This window comes from Streptococcus nidrosiense (genome assembly GCF_042140045.1).
Classification (GTDB): Bacteria; Bacillota; Bacilli; order Lactobacillales; family Streptococcaceae; genus Streptococcus; species Streptococcus nidrosiense.
Genome location: NZ_CP152419.1, coordinates 1,367,105 through 1,387,848, shown reverse-complemented (window position 1 = coordinate 1,387,848; position 20,744 = coordinate 1,367,105). Strand labels below are relative to the sequence as shown.

Genomic DNA, 20,744 nt, shown 5'->3' with positions numbered 1-20,744 from the left:
TTCTGTATTATATCATATTTTGATTAAATTGTCATCTAAGAAAGTGATTTTAAAAAAACTGGAAATTTTTTCAATTGTATATTTTGACAATAAAAAACACTTTTATATCAATTTAATGATTTTAGAGCGTTTTATAAAATTATACTATAAAATGAAAGAGAATTACACACTCAACTCAAACAACTTATAAAACTCACCTCTCCTATCCATCAAATCACTGAAAGAACCATCTTCAACAATAACGCCATCTTTCATAAAGAGAATTCTATCGTATTTTTTCAAAATGTTCTCATTCAACTTGTGTGTTACTACAAGTGCAGTCAAATTTTTAATATCCAAGATTGAACTTTCAATTTCAGTAGTTACTTGATTATCCAAAGATGAAGTAGCCTCATCCAATAATAAGATTGGTGTTTTTCGAATCAAGGCGCGCGCAATACTAACTCTTTGTTTTTGTCCGCCAGATAAATTTGATCCATTCTCTCCACATAAAGCTTGTAGACCTAATTCATTTTCTAAAACATAACTTTCTAAACCTGACTGCTGTACAGCTTTCTTTATTTCCTCATCAGTGAAGGATTGATTAAGAGTAATATTTGCTCTTAAAGTATCATCAAAGATATAAATATCTTGCTGAACAATCGTCATCAAGTTATAAAGACTCTCTGCTGAAATAGCTTGTATATCTTGATTATCAATTGAAATATGTCCACTTGTTACATCATAAAAACGCAGCAATAGATTGAGCAAAGTTGATTTTCCACTCCCTGACATTCCTACAATTGCAATTTTTTCCCCTTTTTGAATCTTCAAAGATAAATGATTAAAAATTTTTTCTTCAGCATTAGGGTAAGAAAAGTCTATATTTGAAAAAGAAATGACATCATCGAAATATTCTTTCGTTTCACCAGTCTGAAGTCCAATTACATCTTTTACCTCAAATGCATTAAGTGTTGCTTGCCCTTCACGAAATTTACTCATTCCCATACCAATTTCATTTAGTGGCATTACTACAAAATTGACTAGTTGAACAATAGCTGTCACACTCCCAATTGTGGTAGAACCATTAAATACGAGGTACATCCCTCCACCAAAAGCTACCAAAAAAACAATCATCCCTGAAAGCTGTGAAATAACATTTGCTAAAACATCAAATTTTCCTTTTATAAAATATATCTCATCCAATTTTTCACTTTCATAACTATAATCCTCACAGATAGCATCTTTCACATTAAAACTTTTAATAACAAGAAATCCTGCTAAAATATCTTTAACCTTAGCTAAATACTTCTGATCTGCAATCATGGCACTCTTTTGAAGATAAGCTGATTTTTGTCCAATGAATCCAGAAATCATCATTGGAATAATGCTAGCAATGATAACCAATAAGGTCAAATACCAATTACCTATAAACATAGCTAGGAGCGAAAAAATCATTAAGGAAAGGTTTTTTGAAATATTAAAATACTGGTGTAGATAATCTTGCTCAATTTTCTTCATATTTTCGGTTAATACAGAAATAAATTTCCCTGATTTTTCTTTAGAAAAGTCTCTATAATCCCTATCTAAAATAGATTGGAACACCTTATTTTTGTATCTTGACATGATTTGCCTAACAAGTTTATTTTTCAATCGAAGAGATATAAAGTTGAGCCCTGCATATATGAGAATAACAATAGCTCCTACTAGTACCGCTTGAGTTAAGGCTTCTTTATTTTGAGACATGCCACTATCAATAATACCTTTAATAGAATAAGCAAAAGCAATATTAGTTAAAGGGACCAGTATATTAAATATCATGAAAGCATAAAAAGCCTTCTGATGGTTCTTTATCAATTGTTTCATCCTTAATCTACCTCATAATTCTTAATTTAATTTAGAAAATGTGACATAAAATATTCTTCTAAGTCAATATTCTCTCTCCTAATCTCTTTCATAGAGACCTGTTCTACAATTTTTCCATTTTTGATAAAACCAATTTTATCTGCTATCTGTGAAATTTCCGATAATATATGACTCGATATTAGTATTGTAATTCCATGCTCCTTAGAAAGCGACAACAAAAGATTTCGAATTTCTTGAATTCCTATTGGATCTAAACCATTGATTGGCTCATCTAAAATTAACAATTTAGGTTTTGTTAGAAAGGCACGAGCTAAACCAAGCCTTTGCCTCATTCCTAACGAAAAATCTTTTACTTTTTTAGTCGTATTTTTTAATCCGACCATTCTTAAGGCTCTTATTATATCTGATTCAGTAATAGTTTTCCCCATATACTGAGCGTGAATTTCCAAAATTTCTTTTGCAGTGCAGTTATCATAAAAAATTGGTGATTCAATAATACTTCCAATCTGACTTAGGATTTCTTCTCTGTGTTCTTGTAGATTTTTCCCAAAAATTTCAATACTACCTGATGTAATTGTTGATAAGGATAACATACATTTCATTAACGTTGTTTTTCCAGCACCATTCGGTCCTAGAAAACCATAGATTTCTCCTTCAGCAATTTGAAGGTTGATACCACTTAAAATTTCTTCTTTATCAATTGTTTTAAAAACTTCTTTTATTTCAACAATATTTCTCATTTCTATCTCTCTTTCTATATCCAGTTTTAAATGCAAGAATTTTTCTCCCAGAGCATAAATACTAATTTATACAGTCTCTTTTTTTATAGAAATCATTAAGGAATTATCACTTTCCTTCAATTAAACTTAGGTATGCTACTTGATACTAATATCTTGTCTTGAAATATTAAAAATTGAAAATGAAGTAATCATTAAACTTATGAAACTTGCAAATATCAAAAAGAATAAGTTATCAGCAATATTATTAGATAAACTTCCTGGACTTACATTTGAAAGTAATGCTGCTAAACCAAGTCCTGAAAGCATTGTTATAGCTGTTGAATGTTTAATCATACCTAAAACAAATGGTAGTAACCCTATTAGTACTGTTGCAAACGTTATTCCAGCCAAGTTAATTAATTGACTAGCTAGAGGGATATAACTAGATTCAGTTACAACAGCCATGAATCTAATGAATAATTGAGTCACTAAATGTGCAGAAAAATGGGCAATAAATGCTATTAGAATGACTGAAAGAATTTTTCCCCAAAGTAACTTTATTTTAGAAATAGGGTAAGAAAACAACTGAAAAATTGTTCTTCGTTTAAATTCATCAATAATAATCGTAGATAATAAATAAGATTCGAAAATCAAAAATGCTGCTTTTGTAAATAAAGATGAAAACAATGAAGCTACAATTGCCCAACCTTCCCATTTACCAGTAATTCTAATAACATTAGAATCCTGTCCAGTAAATTCTCCTAGTTTATTGTCAGTACCTAAACCCATAATAATGATTGCTGTAATACCTAACACTATAAATATAGTACACAACCAGGCTAAAAATAATTTAGATTTAGAAACTTTATTTAATTCAATTTTAATAAGCGACAACATAGATTATTTCCTCCAAAGCGTAAATAAAGAATAAACTATTCAGACTAATCTCGACAAATATTTAAAAATAAGCTTATTTTACAGACAATGGCACCATACATACTATCGGTATGTATATACTAAAAACAAACATACCCTCGGTATGTATAATAGATTTTTAATAACACACTTAAAGTATGTTATTTTTTAACTATAAATTATGTAAGATAATTTATTGAATTGATAACACATAAATAGAAATTAGTATTAACATGAATGTCATGCGACTACTTATTTACTATTTTTTTAAGCGATCAAATAAGTTGAAAATCACCTCCATCATTTCATCAGAAATTAACTGTACCCCTAGACCTTCAAAAGTAAGTTTAATGAAATTCATTTTACGCTTTAATTCTACTAATGAAAAAACGGAAATTTGAAAACCAATCCAAATATTTAGAGATAAAACAATTAAATCTGCTAGCTCTTCTGGATATTCTGTTTTAATAGACCCATCTTCAACTCCTTCGTAAACCTTTTCTCTAATTTCGGGTAAAAAATCAGAAAATAGACCTAGATACTGCTCTCCCAATAAGCGTGGACTTCTTAGCATGATTGAGGCAGAGTAAACGAGCCTTTGGTGTTCAAAATTAGAGAAAGAGTCCATCAAAGAATTTTGTATCTTTTCTAATCCAGTATTTCCTCTCCAATTATAATTTAAAATTTCTTGATTATTTTCGCTAATGATTGTTTGCAGTATATCATATTTAGACTCAAAATGATGATAGATAACACCTTTTGTTAATCCACCTAATCCATCTATGATATCTTGTATTGATGTATTATCAAATCCTTTTTCTAAAAATAGATTTTTAGAGACCTCTAGTATTTTTTTTCTAGTTTCATGTGAGTTTCTATTCCTTGCCATTTTTGTTCCTTTCTATCATACCGATGGTATGTAATTCTATTGTAGTAAAAGTAACTAATAATGTCAAGTTATTTATTGGAAAATGAAAAAAGCCTTAAAATCAAGGCTTTTCTATACTTTCACAAATAATCCTAATAAATTTCCATTCAATTTCTTCTAAGCATCTTTTCTAAAAATTAAATTGACAATCTCATCTTCTGAAAAGCCTAGCTCACCAAGTTTTTCAAACAAAATTTTAACTAGCTTGTTAGATTCTTGATATCTTATCTCTTTTATTTCTTGCTCGCTTGCTATGACAAAATATCCTAATGTTCCACAGCTAGTAACCAAATTCTGTTCTTCAAGAACTTTCATTGCTTTTTGGACAGTTGCCGGATTACACTTCTCGTTTTCTGCTAATTTCCTTATTGAAGGAATTTGTTGTTCAGGTGCATAATCACCTCTTAAAATCTTCGTTCTTAATTTTGATGCAATTTGTAAATATAGATGGTGTTTCATTTAATCTTTTTATTATCACTTTCCCTAACAAACTTCCAATATGCGGAATAGGGGATTACTGTAGCTAGTAGAAGATAGTATTTATTTGCAAACATATCTGCTACTCCTTTTGCATTGAAATGAATAGGAACTGTCTCAGGGAGAAACCCACAAATAATGACTATGATGACCATCATTCCCAACAAAACCAAAATATCTTTTAACAGTCTATTTTTCATCTTATTTTCCTCCTTTAACTAGATAAAATTTAACTTGGTCATTTTTATATAAACTCTAAACGAAATAGCCAGTAAAATTACTGATACTGCTTGCAAAACAAATATAATCGGAAGATTAAAAAACCAATTAAGCAAAATAGGCGTAATAAGCGTAATCATACTAATAATTCCAGTTACAATAACAGGAAGACTTTGTTTGACAACTATCATCTCACTGTCCCAATCATAGTTAGGATATTTTTTATTTAATGAAATTCCGATTACCATTATAAAAAGGGAGTAACATATAGGAACAATAACTAGATTCATAACTTGAATAGGATTCATATCAAGTTTCAGCATAAATACAGATACAGAAATCATATATCCAATCAAATGAAGTGTAAGGTTGACAGCTATCTTAGCATTTAAAATCGTTTTCACTTCAACTGGAGAACTTTTCAAAATCCAAATATTTTTACCTTCTAAAGATATAGATGAAGCTGCTGGACAACTGAGTGAAAGCATAGATGCAATAAAGACGGGAGCTAAGTTTGAAAGATACTCATTTATATTTTCAATTCCTGCAGAATTTCCTATTTGACCTACAGAATTAAACAGGAAACATATACTAAAGACACATAAAAGAATCACTCCAAGCCCAGCATTCAAGACTGCCATATAAGAACTTAAAAATCGTCCAAGCTCTTTTTGATACAAGGAAAAAAATACCGATTTTCTTTCATAAGATACTTTGTCATTAGCATAACTTGATTTTGTATTGGCAAGTGTATTAAGTAGTCCATACTTCAACGAAGCGATTTTGACAAATAGATAAAAGACGACTATTGAAAGAACTATATAAAATCCCATCCCATAGTACATTGGAAAATTGTAGTATGACATAAATAGTCTAGAAATTGGATACAGTCCAGTAATTTGCTTAGCCAGAGTAACCCCAATACTACTTTCATCACCTGATTGCAAAGCTGATAATGCAAAATATCCAATTATACCTAGCATCGCAAATGAAAAAATAAGAGAGATAACATTTTTTCTTTTAAAAAAAGATGAAGCGACAACAATAACGAGTCCCATGCATGCCGCTATACACATGGGGATCAAAGGGGCAAAAATTATAGAAGTAAAATACAATATAATCTGTAGGAGGTTTAAACTTCCGTTCAAGCCCCATATAATTCCACCCGGAAGCATAAACATCAAGCCTATTAAAAAATTCAATAAGTACATAAACATGAACTTGCTGGTGATAATATACGAACTTTTAACAGGTAAGGATTGGAGAATTTCCATATCTCGACTGCCAAATAAAATGCCATTCGAATAAAATACTGTCAAAAATAATATTGAAAAACTTGAGACAGATACCATATATGCTGGAATCAAGTTCTGCTGTCCGACGTGTACCAATGTTTTCGCTGTTATTATATTATAAACAAAGCAAAATAAGGAAAGAGTTATTATGCCAAAACTCGCAATAGCCATTGAACTTTGTTTTTTATTTCGTGAATCTCTAATCTCGTTAATAGGAAAGAAATTAATCAATTGCGCTTTAAGCAGTATCCAAATGTTACTCATTGTTCTGCACCTCCATGAAAAATGCCTCCAATGATTCATTACCTTTGATATCTCCTGTATTACCACTTGCAACTAACTTTCCATTTTTGATAATGGCAATCTTATTACATAATTTTTCCGCAACATCCAATACATGGGTTGAAAAGAAAATAGCACCTCCATCTGAAACACACTCATGCATAATTTTCTTTAGTAGGAAAGTTGCTTTGGGATCTAGCCCAACAAAAGGTTCATCTAAAATCAATAGTTTGGGAGAATGTACAAGTGCAGAAATAATGGCTGTTCGTTGCTTCATACCATGTGAATATGAAGAAATTATCCCCGAAAGATGCTCAGTCATATCAAATAAATCACCGTAATTTTGGATTCTCTCCCTGCGTATTTTTGTAGGAATTTCAAACAGGTCAGCAATGAAATTAATATATTGAAGTCCTGTCATATGTTCATACAAATCTGGATTATCTGGGATATACGCCATCATTTTTTTACAAATAACAGGTTCTTCTTTAATAGAATGACCGTTGATAATTATACTTCCGTCTTCAAAATCATGGATACCGACAACTGCCTTTATCGTTGTCGTTTTTCCCGCACCATTTGCTCCAATAAAACCATAAATATCTCCAGGCTGTACTGAAATAGATAGGTTATCCACAACCTTCTTATCCCCATAACTTTTACTAAAATTCTTTATCTCTAACATATTTTCACCTCTATTGACAATTTGTCAGTCATATTTTGAAATAATACCGATAGCTTGTTTTGATTCAGCTATCGGTACATAGTTCTCTTTACAAACATTCTATCTTTTTTTAATTGCTAAAGAGTCCTTTTGTATTTAGGTTTTGTTCCAGCATTATCTTAAATGCATTCAAGTAATCTTTGACAGGTTCTTTCTTTGATGTTTTTATACCTATGTTATTTGAAACAAAAACATAGGCTGTCATAAGAAATTCTGCTGTTTCAGATGGATATTTTACAGAAAATACTTTTTCTGAGATGCCTTGATTTATTATCCTCTCAAAATATATAGTCAGTTTTTCAATGAGCTTATGGGATAACTTATCTAACATATAACGATTTTCTTTAAGATCAACCGTCTTTTGTAACTCAGTTCCCTCCGCTGAAACGTTATCTGTAGAGATTATTGTGGCATCTATAAAGGCTCTTATTTTTTCAATAGCAGTTTTGTCGTCATCATTGACAATCACATGAATATCTCTCAATAATTTCTCTGAATATCGTTCCACAAGACAATATAGAATATCTTCTTTGTTCTTAAAGTGATAGTATAACAAACCTCGTGATATATTTACCTTATCGACTATATCCTGAGTTGTTGTGTTCGCATATCCTTTCTCCATAAAGAGGAGCATAGAAGCATCCATAATCTCAGCCCGTCGAATTTCCGGATCTTTTACATCTCGCATTTTATTCCTCCTGATTATAAATTATACTGCTCTACTGACAAATTGTCAATTATAAAATTATCTTTTTGAGGATAGCAAAAAATCCTTGACACCAAGGCTTTTTCGTCAACATTTTTTTCTAAGCTCGTACAAGCAGTGATACTGCCTCAACGTGTGCTGAGAGCTTTCTTCTATACTAATAGACGAAAGGGTGTGAAAATGATTTTTAAATGATACTGTGGAACGGAACAGTAGCCCTAGTATTGACTACTGTCGTTTCTATTCATATTGGCTATTCTAGGACTGAGATGAAAAAATCTATAAATGCTCAGAATAAAATTGAACCCGCAAATCTCCCCAAAACAATGGTGAGTCATGTACTTGTATTATTCCGAAAAAATACACCTCTGGTGCAGTGAGACAAATTGGTGTATCTTATAGTGGCTTCGTAGATGAAAGCTATACTCTACTATCACTCTTTGATGATGTAGAACAAATTGAAAAAGATAATAGACTTCAGACAGCTATTGATGTTGTCAGAGAACAGTTTGGTTTTTTAGCCATACAAAAAGGAACCGTCCTAACTGAAGGTTCCAGAAATATTGAACGCAGTAAACTTATCGGTGGTCATTCCGCGGGTGGATTGGAGGGATTAAAATGAAACAAGAAAAAAATACAGTACAATTTTCAGAAATCCGTAGCAAAGGATGTAATGATATTGAAATGCTTGAAAGATTTTTACATGGAATCGTTGAAACAGCAACTTCAAAACTTCGTCAGAGAAAACTCAAAACAACTGAAATATCGATACGACTAGTACATGCTAAATCTGAAAACCGATTACCATTGGAATTTACATTTAGCATTAAGCCAACAAGCTCATCTGTGATAATCTATACTGAGGTAATCAATCGCTTTAAAGAATGTTACACAGGTGGGGGAATTCAAGGTTTTACGATTCAATTTGATAAAAATACCCTTGCCTCTGCATAGAAAGGATTTGATATGATTGACCGTTCATATTTACCATTTCAATCAGCAAGAGAGTACCAGGATACAAAGATGCAAAAATGGATGGGCTTTTTCCTATCTGAACATGCATCAGCACTCTCTGATGATACAAACAAAGTAACGTACATGTCTGACTTATCACTAGAGAAGAAATTATTACTCCTCAGTCAAGTATACGCCGGGCAGCTACGCACACGCATTCAAGTGATTGAAAAAAACAAGCGTGTTTCCTACACTGGAACAATACCAAGTCTGACCAAAGATTTCATTTTGATAAAAACTACAACAGGTCACATCAATTTGAAATTAAAAGACATTATTAGTATTGAACTTGTCGAGGAGGTGCTCTATGAATCAGCTTGAGTTTCAGCGTAATCACCTACAAATGGACTATTATAGCGAGAGCTACCAAGATTTTGAACGTGACTTCTACCGCTACTCTAACATGAATATTCCATTGACCTTCCTAACTGATGATATCCTAAAAACAATGGCGACTTCACGTAAGAATTACTTTGTCCTCAATAAGGAAAAGTCCAGAGATAACCGCGATCACTTCTTCATATTTGAAGTAAGTACCGTAGATGAGAATCCGCTAATCTATCATTATACATATAAGAAAACTACAATATATTTAGCAGAAAAATAGGAGCAGTTCAATTGACTGTTCCTATTTTTAATATTCATAAAATCTAAAGTCTTTATACTCTTTAACAATGGAGTCGCCAACCAGAACAGACTATACTGACCAGCGACTACCTTAAATTTAATGTTTCAGATTTATTTTCTTATCTCTAATTTCATAAACTACATCTGCTACATTTTCGAGTAATCGTTTATCGTGGGTGATAAACACGATAGTTCCGGTGTACTCCTTCATTAGTATTTCCAAAGCCTCTAAACTTGGTATGTCAAGGAAGTTACTGGGTTCATCCATTATTAGGATGTTATATCTACCCATGAGCATTTTAGCAAGCAACAATTTTATAATTTCTCCACCGCTTAAAACAGATAAACTTTTTCCAATATCGTTCTGTTTGAACCCCATAGATGCTAGCACTGAACGAATTTCTGATATATTGTAGTCACAATCCTTCTGCATAAACTCCATAACATTCTGATTACTGTTGTACTTGTAACCATTCTGTGCAAAGTAACCTATTTTTGCCTTAGGCGAAATAGAAATTCCTTCTTCATGGTTTAAGATCATTTGGATTAAAGTTGTTTTTCCGATTCCATTACCACCAGTTAACGCCACTTTTGCTCCTAACGGAATTTGAAAAGATGCATTTTCAAACAGAGCCTTATCCCCAAATACTTTATTAATTTCTGCACCGACTATAGGGTATGGATTATGGAGCTCCAATGCTTTACTTTGCCTGAAACGAATTCTGCGAATGCCTTCCGGAGCTTCTACTTTTCCTAAGGCCGCAATCCTGTGCTCTAGGGTTTTAGCAGCATTATACATCTTTTTTTCCTTACTTCCTATTGATTTTTGATGAGCTAAACGCCCTCCGTCTTCAGTACTTTTTTTCTTTGAAGAACCTTTTGCCTTCTGTTCTATTTTACGAGCCTGTTTTCGCTTTTCCTCCGCAGCCCTTTCCAATCGGGCACGTTCCGCAATAAATTGTTCGTATTCTGCAGCTTGGCTCTTACGTTCTTCCTCTTTCTGACGAAGATAATCAGAATAGTTTCCCCAATACTCAGTGATTTTGCCATCTTTCAGTTCCCATATTTTATCTACTATTTCATCAAGAAAATAGCGGTCATGGCTAATAACTAACAGTGCACCTGTAAAATATTTTAGCTGTCCTATTAGAAAATCAATTCCTTCACGGTCTAAATGGCTCGTAGGTTCATCCGCTAAAATACCATGAACCTGTGCCGATAAGGCCTGTGCTATTTTAAGCCTTGTTTCTTCACCACCGCTCATAGTCTGTATATTTAATTGCTCAACACCTAGCTTGCCTACAAGTGCAAAATCTTTTTCCTCCTGCAGAGTTACTTCGTCCAACTGGGGAATATAGGCAAGTTCACCCAGACGATTCATTTTACATCCTGGGGGAGTTAATTCTCCTAAAAGTACCCTGAGTAAAGTGCTTTTTCCAGCACCATTTGCTCCTACTAAACCAATACGGTCATAATCATATACTTCTAATTCATTTATATCTAAAACATCGCGTCCTTTGAATTCCACACGAATGTCTTTTGCTTTTAATATTAATTCCATAACATTTCCTCCTGTCTATAATCGCATGCTTTCATTTGCTTGTATGCAGGGAAAACCCTGCGATTTTATCAGGAAGAGTTACATGAAAATAAGATACATAAATATTCCTCCAATATTGTTTATTTTAAATCTAATTTTCTAACCTCAGTTATCATTTGGCAAACTATAGCAATGCCAATAATTAAAATACCTGATAGTAAAAACCAATGATTTACACCGATTTTATCAGCAAAGAATCCAGAAAGAATTAACCCAATTGGCATAGCAAGTGACATGATACTTCCGATCAAAGAAAATACACGTCCTAAATATTCAGGCTTAATTTTCTCCTGAAAAAGAGCTGTTTGCACACCGCTATAAAATGGCACCGAAAGCCCCATTATTGCACAGCAAACTACGAATATTACAAATCCATTTGGAGGAAGTATTCCCGAAACGGCTAAACTGGTCCCCATTATAAAAAATGAACTTGTTATTAGTAATACATGCTTTTCGAAGCCCCCTAATCTTCCTAATAATAAGCCTCCTGCTAGCATCCCAAATGCAAAGGAAATTTCCGTAATAGAAATATGCACAGGCGTTCCATTAAAGTGTTCCATGCTTATTAAAGGAAATAGTGCATTGATTGGCATATAAACAAAAGTATATAGTGTTCCTAAGAGTAATAAGGCAAACAATCCTTTGTTTTGTCTCAGAACCACAACTCCTTCTTTCATCTCCCTTATGAAATTTGGTTCTAAACTTTGCACTTGATTACCCAGCTTAGGTATACGTACAATTGCTACCGTAATAGATGCAATCACAGCACCCAATACGTCGATGGCAATAATAGCATTTAAATCCCAAACGGAGTATAAGAGTGCTGCAACTGCCGGACTAACAATATAGCTTATAGACTGCAAAGACTGACTATAGCCTGCGCATTTCGTTAGCTGTTCTTCTGGTACTAAAAGTGGTGTAACCGCATTGAGTGCTGGGGTATGAAAAGCTGTTCCAATGCTACGGATAAACAATACTATCATAATCATCCAGACAGGTAGCTCCATACAGAATGCAACAATAGCAAGCACTGCACCAGCTGCTGCGATAATTAAATCGGCACCAATCATTATCTTCTTCCTATCATGACGATCCACTAGCACACCAATGGCAGGTCCCAAAATCGCATAGGGTAAAAAACCTACTAATGAAGCCATAGACAAGACCATCGCAGATCCTGTTTTTTCTGTAAGGTAAAAAATAATCGCCATTTGCAGGATGGCACTAGTGATTAATGATACTGCTTGCCCTGCCCATATTGCATAAAATTTTCGTTTCCAATTGTTGTATTTTTCCATTTATATTATCTCCTGCATATTATTTTGCTTGAATTTCTATTTTGAATAGCATTCTAGGCAATAAAAAATGCAGGCCAAACCCCACAATGTGGCTTTTGGTCTGCATACATACAATTTGGAAACATTCATATTAAAGACATAGTTAAATAAAGGTATAGTTAAATAACCAATATCCTCACCGTAACTAATGAATGCTCAATATCGTATAAATAAGCACAACAAAAAAGCCTATCATCGGGTATAGATTCTGCTTTTTTTATTGCCAGCTTATCTTAAACGCATTGAGGCTGTCATAGTTTCGGTTCCTCCTACATCTTTGTTTATATCAATTTATAGTATAACACAACAAGATGATATGTTCAATATAAAAGTTATGGAATGAGACTCATACTTCCAATTCGATGCCAGATTTAAAGGATATGACGAAGTTTTCTTCATAGACTGTAACGCTCTGGATTATCTTCCTTAGTAGCAAGCGATTAGCTTTCACAAAATCTTCTGTTTGTAGTTTTAAAAATTCATCAGGATTTTCTAACTCAACCTCAAAATATTTCATTTTACATTCCCTCATTTCATTTATTGATAAATTGAGTTTGCAAAAAAGAGTGGACAATTTTTGTCTACTCTTAACCTTTAAAATAGTTTTTTTTAATCGATTTGAAGTTGCCTAAATTATTACTTATTCGGTAAAATGAAGTATTGCTTTCAACAGATTTCCTTCAACTACACTTCACTTGATTCAAACAAGGTGGGTACATTTCTATTCCCACAAACTCCTTGTCAATGGAAACAAACACGTACCCACAGGGTAAATGGAAATAGAAACTGATAATTTCTAGCTATCACTTCTACTCATTCCAAAAATTTTCTCACTCTGATACTTACCCACCATAAAGCAAAAAGCCTTGCAATCAAGGCTTTCATTATCCCTTTCGTTCAAAGGTTTCTAAGCTTTTACGAGCAGAGCGACACACTCAGCGGTTCGCTATCTCCGTTCTGTCTGCGTGCTAGCACTTGTCAATCACGGACAGCTATCGCATGGGCGGAAGTAAATGCTAATCTTCGTCGTTTTACTCCTTGACTAGCAAACTTACCGCCTCAACATGGGTTTTAGAGGACTAAATGGAGACTGAATTGCCTGATAGCGATGTAGTATTGATTAAGCAATCAACAAATAATGTACAAAACAAAAATAAAGTACACTGCTTAATGAGTGTACTTTATCCTTCTAATTCAGTTTTATCAATGGTTTAGATCTAGTTAAGTCGATTAGTTAAATGAATTTAGGCTATTGCTTTTTATAACGACTATAAATTGTATGTTCAATGCTATAATTTATCTTCCGAATCTACTTCTTCATAATTTATCGGAATTAAAGCAACTTCACTGCTTATAGTAGATTGTTTTTCATTTTCACTTATTTGAATGGCATTTTTGAGTGAAAAAATAACTTCTCTTACAAGATTTAATAAATCTAATGCAAACTCTTGAAGTTCAAATTCAGTTAGATACAGTCTGGTTTCATTATTATCTTCATTATCTTCACTTCCATTAAAAATATTCAATGTTATATTAGTAAATCTGTGCTCTAAATAATTTCTAATAATTTTCAATCGCTTTGAGTTTGGATTAGCTGTTAAAGAATTATCACCATTATCAAAATCTTTCTCTATCCAAAATATAGATGACAGACCAATATTCTTATCCAACATTTTATTTAAATCACTATTTGATCTCCAAATTGAATGGAAATTTACTTGTCGAGTTTTAATTTTTAAAGAATAATATTCATTTATAAACATAGCTACTTTATCTAATAATGAATATAGTGTTTTAAAAGATGCTTTTAATCCTTCAACTCGGATAGAGTATTGTACATAGTCTAGACAATCAATAAGATAAACATTCTCATCAGCATAATGAACCGAATCAATTTCAATGCTATTAAAACAGAGATAACGCGCATAAACATATTCTTGCTTAATTTGATTAAACATAGAAATATATTTGTTTAAATCTTTATCCGATTGAAATAATAAACTTGGTAGTAAAAGATTATCATCATATCTATTTATATCGTCAGCTTGTAAGTCATTAAGTGGATTAAGATACAGCCCGTTATTCCAACACCATTCGCGATACTTTTGTGAATTAGGATTATAATCGATGGTTTTACAAGAGCATTCATCTAAGTCTTTATAATTAAGATATTGTTCGTAAAGTTCAATAAATCGCTTTTCTGCATAATCAACTCTGTTTGGATCTGAAACAGTTATGCTTGTTTCTATTAAATTTTTAATTTTTTTAATAAAGTGGAGGTGTTCGTTATCATTCAAAAAATTACGATAATGATCTAGACAAATAGCCAAGTTACCACTAGCCATTGTGAATCTTGGATTGATTTGTATACATTTACAATACATCTTAATAGCTAACTGCTTTCTACCACAAGCATCTAATAAATTTGCGTAATTAGTGTAAAGTGAACATAATAATGGGAAAACAAACCTACTGTTCTCAGAATTTATATCAACGTTATTTGAAATTTCTATAGCTTTTCTTAAGTAATAAATTTGTTGAACTGTAAAATCGGTATCTATGTTGAAAACTAAGTTATCACTTAGTTCAAATATATCAGCGTATGCTGTCCCAATAGAATAAAATAATTGAATTTTGGAAATATCATCAATAGTGTTTTCCATATTTTTTCCAAATTCTATTAGTCTATAGATTTCCTCTATATTTTTATGTTTAAAAGCATTATCGAAATCCATTGACAATTTAAGTACACTATGATTAATTGGATTATTTGTTAACATCTTCACCCCAAACTAAATATCTCGATTTTAAATTTGATTTTCCTTTATTTTCCTGTTCTTCAACTAACATATCAGATAAAAACTCTTTTATCATGTCCCAATTAAAATTCTCTTTAAATCCTCTACTACCATCAGAAGGAACATTTAATGAAAATGTTGCAAATACGGTTTCACAAGTTCTTCTTGGAAATTTTGCTAAGTAAGAATCAAAAAATGAATTTGAATACCTATAATGATGGCTATGAATAAAGTCTTTCCATGTATTTAGCATAGTCTCTTCGTCTATAATATCTATTACGGAAACTTCTTCAAGTGGTCGGTCTTCAATATTTCCCCATGCTTTTTTCATTAAATTAACAGCATCTACATCGCTCTTAGGAGCACTGTATCCAAAAATAGTTAACATATATGAATGATCGACAAAGTAATCTAATGCTTTCCAACACCAATTTATGTATCCATCGGAAGAATAGTCTTTGTTTTTTACGGGATACAATAATTTTGTTGGATTTAATTTTTTATAACATGTTGGGCAATAGTAATCTACTGTTCCAAACTCAGTATGTTCTTCACAAAAACCGACAGCTACATTCCCATGTAAACAAAGAATTTGTGGCAGGTTCAGAGTAATTTTTGAACAGCGAACATAAGCTTGTATAAGTAAAGGGTCCCAATTAAACGTAGCTATGCAATCTTTATTAGTTAAACTTAATATTAAAAGATCATAAATTGTTGGTTCATCAGGTAACTCCAACGAAGCAAAATAATCATAGAGTCTTTCTTCTAGTTTTTTAACTATTTCGGAGCACTCTTCTCTCTCAAATAATTCTGAATAGATATCTTCTAAATTTTCGCTCTTTGTCTGTAATTCAACACCAGCAAGAATTTCTTCTAAATTTAGTTTTTTTAGCAATCCATTCATAACTGAAGAACTTTTGCCGTTTTTATCACCATCTGGAATTGCTGCAATAGTAGCACCAGCACCTAGAATAACTGTGTGCGATCTCATGTCATTTCTCCTGAAAGTCTTTTGACACTATTATACCACTGTATCTACTTTATTTATGCTTCAAATACTAATCTTATAACTATAAATATTTTAAATAAAATGTACAATTGAACCACCACTTCTTCTACCGTTACTAGAGTAAAAAAATGTACAAATCAATTTCTTCGATTAGCTGATATTATGCACTAGCAAACATACAAAATACCATTCCAAAATAATGTACAAAATAAAAATAAAGTACACTTTTTAAAGAATGTACTTTATGCTTCTAATTTAGTTGTATCAATGGTTTAGGTCTTGTTTGGTCAATTGTACATAAACTTTTAGTTTTAAACATATAATGGAAAAATCGCTTAAAATTTGGTAATTCATTGCTTCATTGAACTTATAGTTTTAAAATTTCTAATCTTCTTCAGTCTATTCGAATATAATATAAAAACTCGATCTCTAAATGATGAGATCGAGTTTTTGTTTTTATATTGTTTTCATCTATAAGAATCTGTCGATCAAATAAATCTGAAAAGAATTTTTCTTAAATCATTAACAGGTGCAACATAATGTAAATTATGTAAATGAATACTGCTATAAAAGCAAATCTTTTACTTTTCCAATTTCACTTTTTGGAATCACGAGATGAATCATATCACCTAGATACATCCTTGTAGATCCATTAACTGTCTTACTTTTCCCATTATGTACTTGGGTTGTGATGAGTACGTTATGAGGTAAATTGAGTTCATGTACTTGCTTACCAGCTATCTTATCAGAAACTGGGATTTCAATAAGAGTGACTTCACCATCGTCACTTGCGGTTTCTGGTAACATTTTCTCCAGCATGGCTTCATAGACGGGCGCCCCTTTAAGCAGATCCATAACAATATAGGCAACTAGGGTCACCATCCCTAAAGGCATGAGATTGCGGATATCACCGACCATCTCAGTCACAAGAATCATAGCTGTCAAAGGTGCTTTTGAGATGGCCCCAAAATACCCACTCATTCCAAGAATCACAAAGATAGGAAATTGCTGCTGGGTAACAAGGCCAAGATTGACACAAATAACACCGACCAGAGCTCCAAGTAAGGATCCTAAAGCTAAAATTGGTAAGAAAATACCACCTGGTAGTCCACTTCCGTAACTAATCATACTCCAGATAAAACGAATGATGAAGTAAACTAAGAGAATTTGGAAACTATGATCTTGTTCTGTTAAGGATAAGACAACCTGATTGCCCCCACCAAGTATTTGAGGTAGGAATATTCCCACAGGAATAATCAGGATAAAAGCAAAAATTGGATGATAAGCTTTGTCAATGTGAACCTTTTTCCCAATCCAATCATATACTTTTCCGACATTCAGAATGGCTTTTTCATAGAGAAAACCTGAGAGTCCTAGAAAAATTCCCATCACCAGATAAATCCAATATTGGCTCAAGTTCATGAGAGGGATATTGTCCGGCATATCAAGTACAGGTGTTAAGCCAAAGATGAGAAGGGAAACAAAGTTTGCTACTAGACTAGCAGCCAAGGTAGAAACCCAGAAAAATCGTGAAAAATGATGGTAGACTTCTTCTACTACAAATAGGAGTCCTGCAATCGGTGCATTAAAGGCTGCAGCAAGTCCAGCAGCAGCTCCGCTAGCAATCAAGGAACGCTCCTCAACAGGGCTAGACTTGAGCCATTTAGCAATTCCTTTCCCTCCAGCGGCACCTAGCTGAATACTGGGACCTTCACGACCGAGCATGAGCCCACTCGCAATGGCCAAGATACCTAGAATGTATTTCTTCCAGAGGATACTCCACCAATTGAGAGACATGAGACCTTTTAACTCCGCTTCAACTTGAGGAATACCTGATCCTTTAATATCTTTTTCTGAGCGTGTTAATTTTGCACTAACTAAGCAAATTAGCATATAAAACAATAAAATAATCAATAGATTCCGTATCAGATTCTCTTGGTCTTGATAAAATCCTTGAACGATATGAAAGCCTTTTTCGATCAAAAATCGAAATGATCCTACAATAAGTCCTACGACTAATCCGACAATAATACCTCGCCCTACTTGAGCTAAGATCGTACTGGACGCGAAGGCAAATTCTTTCTTGGAACTAAGTATTTCCGATTGTTCCTCCATAATTCTCTCCTTTAATTATCTTTTACTAATTTCTGAAACGATCGTTTTAATCGGTTCAAAACTGGTGCGATGAATAGGTGTGACACCATGCTTTTCAATTCCTTCTAGATGCTTAGCAGTTCCATAGCCAGCATTTTGAGCAAAATCATAGCCTGGAAATTCTTCGTCATAGTTAGCCATGATCTTATCTCTTGTAACCTTAGCAATGATAGATGCTGCTGCAATAGATAAGGAGTTGGCATCACCTTTGATGATGGATGTTTGAGAAATCGGCAAATCCAATTTCATAGCATCAATCAAAAGATGTTCTGGCTGAGGTTCAAGTTGTGAGATAGCTTCCTTCATGGCTAGTTTCGTCGCTTCGTAGATATTGACTTGATCAATGACTTGATTGTCCATAATCCCAATACCGATTGCTAGGGCATTATCTTTGACAGCCTGAAAAATCTCTTCATGTTTTTTCTTGGGAATCTTTTTACTGTCATTCAATCCTTTTATTTTACAATTTTTGGGCAGAATGACTGCTGCAGCAACAACAGGGCCAGCTAAGGGACCTCTACCAACTTCATCAACTCCAGCAATGAAACTTATTCCATTCTCGTAAAGCTCTTTTTCATAGCTAAGCATAGCCTCTAAGCGGAGATTTTCATCAATGTCAGATTGAAGGGCTTTTTTCCGCTTTTGAATTTCTTTTTGGACACCTGAACGAGAATCTTTTTCAAATTCCTTGAACAAGGGACTTTCAAGATCAGTTATCTTTGCTAATGCTTCTCTTATTTCTTTAATCGTTGCCATTTAGATCATCCAATATATCTAATGTGTAATTACCAAGTTTTCCATCACGAACTTCTTTAACAAAGAGATTGTAAAAACGATCATAATCATCACGGAAACCAAGGATACGCGTCATATCCATAATAATTTCAGGAGCTTCATCATCCAGATTCATTTGTTTAAAACGTTCTTGAAGCTTTTCAGGATAATGGGTTTTAAAGTAATTGAGACCGAAAATCGTTACCTCATCCATTGGAAGCAACTGATCCTTGATTGCTCCAGTAAGGGCAAGTTTAAGAGCGACCGTTTCATCTTCGAATTTTGGCCAAAGAATCCCTGGAGTATCCAAGATTTCCAAATCTTTATTGGTTTTGAGCCATTGTTGACCTTTTGTCACACCAGGCTTGTTCCCAACTACGGCAATTTTCTTACCAGCCAAACGGTTCATCAGAGTTGATTTTCCTGCGTTTGGAATCCCAATAATCATGGTGCGTAAGGTTTCAATTTGAATTCCACGTTCTTTTTGACGAGCAATCTTATCTGCCATGAGTTTCTTAGCAGCGTCTGTTACGACTTTAACTGTAATTTGCTCTTTAGAATTGATAGCAAGTGTCTGAATACCTTGTGATTCAAAGTGCTGACGCCACTCTTTTGTTAATACTGGGTCCGCTAGGTCTGCCTTGTTTAGAATCAATAGCCTTGGTTTGTCCCCGATGATTTTAGTCAGCATTGGATTTTGGCTAGACAAGGGCAAACGTGCATCTACTAAAACTGTCACAAAATCAACAAATTTTAAATTTTCCTGGACCTGACGACGCGCCTTGGACATATGTCCAGGAAACCATTGAATAGTTGCCATTCTGTAAAATTCCTTTCTTTTATTGGATTTGTATCTATTCTTTCATATTTAAAAATTAAATAGATATCCTTTTTCTAAAAATAAATCACTATCTTTTATTATAACATGATTTCTCATATTTGACGCTTGATTCAATGCCGATTGTAAAATGTTTTCTAAGTCAATCAGTCACAAATTAAATTCCTCATTGTCTAAAACAATTGAAAAATAATAGTGTTCACCATGATCTTTAACATAGTTGCTGATATATTTTTCTGTTTGAAAAATGGATTTACTGCTATCAATGGTTGGATCTTGTTTCTCGTAATACCAATGATCATAAGTATGTTTCAATTGGCCATTCTTGTAGCAAAAAACATCCCCACCTAGTATAATTTGATTATTGGCTTTGAGATTATCAAGTAAGTCTGGGATTGCTGAATAATCATAAGCGTATGCGTTGATCCCTATGTGATTTAAATTTATCCCTCTTGTATGTATATGTTCAAAATTCTGCTTCAT

22 protein-coding genes are annotated in these 20,744 nt (G+C 33.1%); 4 read left to right on the top strand and 18 right to left on the bottom strand.

Going from position 1 to position 20,744, the window contains the following annotated elements:
- Nucleotides 1-162 precede the first annotated feature (162 nt).
- The 9 genes from AAFQ93_RS06565 to AAFQ93_RS06525 form a co-directional block, all read right to left on the bottom strand.
- On the bottom strand, nt 163-1,845 hold the full coding sequence (locus AAFQ93_RS06565; protein WP_046165602.1) for an ABC transporter ATP-binding protein: 1,683 nt from the start codon (nt 1,843-1,845) through the stop codon (nt 163-165).
- 26 nt (nt 1,846-1,871) lie between these two features.
- The gene (locus tag AAFQ93_RS06560; protein WP_009664206.1) at nt 1,872-2,585 is read right to left on the bottom strand and encodes an ABC transporter ATP-binding protein; all 714 of its coding nucleotides are present in this window, start codon (nt 2,583-2,585) and stop codon (nt 1,872-1,874) included.
- Nucleotides 2,586-2,720: 135 nt separating this feature from the next.
- The gene (locus AAFQ93_RS06555) at nt 2,721-3,461 is read right to left on the bottom strand and encodes an ABC transporter permease (protein ID WP_009664163.1); all 741 of its coding nucleotides are present in this window, start codon (nt 3,459-3,461) and stop codon (nt 2,721-2,723) included.
- A 277-nt stretch (nt 3,462-3,738) separates the two neighbouring features.
- On the bottom strand, nt 3,739-4,368 hold the full coding sequence (locus AAFQ93_RS06550; RefSeq protein WP_009664054.1) for a TetR/AcrR family transcriptional regulator: 630 nt from the start codon (nt 4,366-4,368) through the stop codon (nt 3,739-3,741).
- A 156-nt stretch (nt 4,369-4,524) separates the two neighbouring features.
- Nucleotides 4,525-4,866, bottom strand: coding sequence for a GntR family transcriptional regulator (locus AAFQ93_RS06545; protein ID WP_006154125.1), 342 nt, complete (start codon nt 4,864-4,866; stop codon nt 4,525-4,527).
- Nucleotides 4,863-5,084, bottom strand: a complete 222-nt coding sequence (locus AAFQ93_RS06540; protein ID WP_049422429.1) for a DUF1648 domain-containing protein — start codon at nt 5,082-5,084, stop codon at nt 4,863-4,865. The genes AAFQ93_RS06545 and AAFQ93_RS06540 overlap by 4 nt, the downstream gene beginning before the upstream one ends.
- Before the next feature lie 18 nt (nt 5,085-5,102).
- A complete protein-coding gene (locus AAFQ93_RS06535; RefSeq protein WP_049489339.1) occupies nt 5,103-6,662 on the bottom strand; it encodes a putative ABC transporter permease subunit in 1,560 nt (519 codons plus the stop codon).
- Nucleotides 6,655-7,365, bottom strand: a complete 711-nt coding sequence (locus AAFQ93_RS06530; protein WP_375554973.1) for an ABC transporter ATP-binding protein — start codon at nt 7,363-7,365, stop codon at nt 6,655-6,657. The genes AAFQ93_RS06535 and AAFQ93_RS06530 overlap by 8 nt, the downstream gene beginning before the upstream one ends.
- A 109-nt stretch (nt 7,366-7,474) precedes the next feature.
- A complete protein-coding gene (locus tag AAFQ93_RS06525; RefSeq protein ID WP_009664199.1) occupies nt 7,475-8,092 on the bottom strand; it encodes a TetR/AcrR family transcriptional regulator in 618 nt (205 codons plus the stop codon).
- 394 nt (nt 8,093-8,486) lie between these two features.
- Between AAFQ93_RS06525 and AAFQ93_RS06520 the strand changes: the two genes are divergently transcribed.
- From AAFQ93_RS06520 to AAFQ93_RS06505, 4 genes are read left to right on the top strand one after another with little or no spacing between them, the layout of a single operon-like run.
- Entirely contained in the window at nt 8,487-8,732 is a 246-nt protein-coding gene (locus tag AAFQ93_RS06520) for a hypothetical protein (RefSeq protein WP_001813542.1), read from the top strand.
- On the top strand, nt 8,729-9,064 hold the full coding sequence (locus AAFQ93_RS06515; protein WP_000806926.1) for a hypothetical protein: 336 nt from the start codon (nt 8,729-8,731) through the stop codon (nt 9,062-9,064). The genes AAFQ93_RS06520 and AAFQ93_RS06515 overlap by 4 nt, the downstream gene beginning before the upstream one ends.
- A 12-nt stretch (nt 9,065-9,076) precedes the next feature.
- Nucleotides 9,077-9,445: a hypothetical protein gene (locus AAFQ93_RS06510; protein ID WP_000567222.1), complete on the top strand. Its 369-nt coding sequence runs from the start codon at nt 9,077-9,079 to the stop codon at nt 9,443-9,445.
- Nucleotides 9,432-9,731, top strand: coding sequence for a DUF5960 family protein (locus tag AAFQ93_RS06505; protein ID WP_001072467.1), 300 nt, complete (start codon nt 9,432-9,434; stop codon nt 9,729-9,731). Before AAFQ93_RS06510 ends, AAFQ93_RS06505 begins: the two co-directional genes overlap by 14 nt.
- 117 nt (nt 9,732-9,848) lie before the next feature.
- Here the strand turns inward: AAFQ93_RS06505 and msr(D) are convergent, their stop codons facing one another.
- The 9 genes from msr(D) to imm40 all read right to left on the bottom strand — a co-directional run bounded on the left by msr(D) (nt 9,849) and on the right by imm40 (nt 20,744).
- Nucleotides 9,849-11,312: an ABC-F type ribosomal protection protein Msr(D) gene (gene msr(D), locus AAFQ93_RS06500; protein WP_000420313.1), complete on the bottom strand. Its 1,464-nt coding sequence runs from the start codon at nt 11,310-11,312 to the stop codon at nt 9,849-9,851.
- 119 nt (nt 11,313-11,431) lie between these two features.
- Nucleotides 11,432-12,649 (bottom strand): macrolide efflux MFS transporter Mef(A), encoded by a 1,218-nt coding sequence (gene mef(A), locus AAFQ93_RS06495; protein WP_000417519.1) that lies wholly within the window; start codon nt 12,647-12,649, stop codon nt 11,432-11,434.
- A 385-nt stretch (nt 12,650-13,034) separates the two neighbouring features.
- Complete coding sequence (locus AAFQ93_RS06490) at nt 13,035-13,205, bottom strand: hypothetical protein (RefSeq protein WP_000873143.1); 171 nt, start codon at nt 13,203-13,205, stop codon at nt 13,035-13,037.
- A gap of 772 nt (nt 13,206-13,977) precedes the next feature.
- Nucleotides 13,978-15,468, bottom strand: a complete 1,491-nt coding sequence (locus AAFQ93_RS06485) for an LA2681 family HEPN domain-containing protein (protein ID WP_009664121.1) — start codon at nt 15,466-15,468, stop codon at nt 13,978-13,980.
- The gene (locus tag AAFQ93_RS06480) at nt 15,455-16,477 is read right to left on the bottom strand and encodes a hypothetical protein (protein ID WP_036757376.1); all 1,023 of its coding nucleotides are present in this window, start codon (nt 16,475-16,477) and stop codon (nt 15,455-15,457) included. The genes AAFQ93_RS06485 and AAFQ93_RS06480 overlap by 14 nt, the downstream gene beginning before the upstream one ends.
- 582 nt (nt 16,478-17,059) lie before the next feature.
- On the bottom strand, nt 17,060-18,610 hold the full coding sequence (locus tag AAFQ93_RS06475; protein WP_375554971.1) for a chloride channel protein: 1,551 nt from the start codon (nt 18,608-18,610) through the stop codon (nt 17,060-17,062).
- A 15-nt stretch (nt 18,611-18,625) separates the two neighbouring features.
- A complete protein-coding gene (locus tag AAFQ93_RS06470) occupies nt 18,626-19,405 on the bottom strand; it encodes a ribonuclease HII (RefSeq protein WP_375554970.1) in 780 nt (259 codons plus the stop codon).
- Entirely contained in the window at nt 19,392-20,243 is an 852-nt protein-coding gene (gene ylqF, locus AAFQ93_RS06465) for a ribosome biogenesis GTPase YlqF (RefSeq protein ID WP_049509700.1), read from the bottom strand. The genes AAFQ93_RS06470 and ylqF overlap by 14 nt, the downstream gene beginning before the upstream one ends.
- A gap of 168 nt (nt 20,244-20,411) precedes the next feature.
- Nucleotides 20,412-20,744 (bottom strand): Imm40 family immunity protein, encoded by a 333-nt coding sequence (imm40, locus tag AAFQ93_RS06460; RefSeq protein ID WP_049509702.1) that lies wholly within the window; start codon nt 20,742-20,744, stop codon nt 20,412-20,414.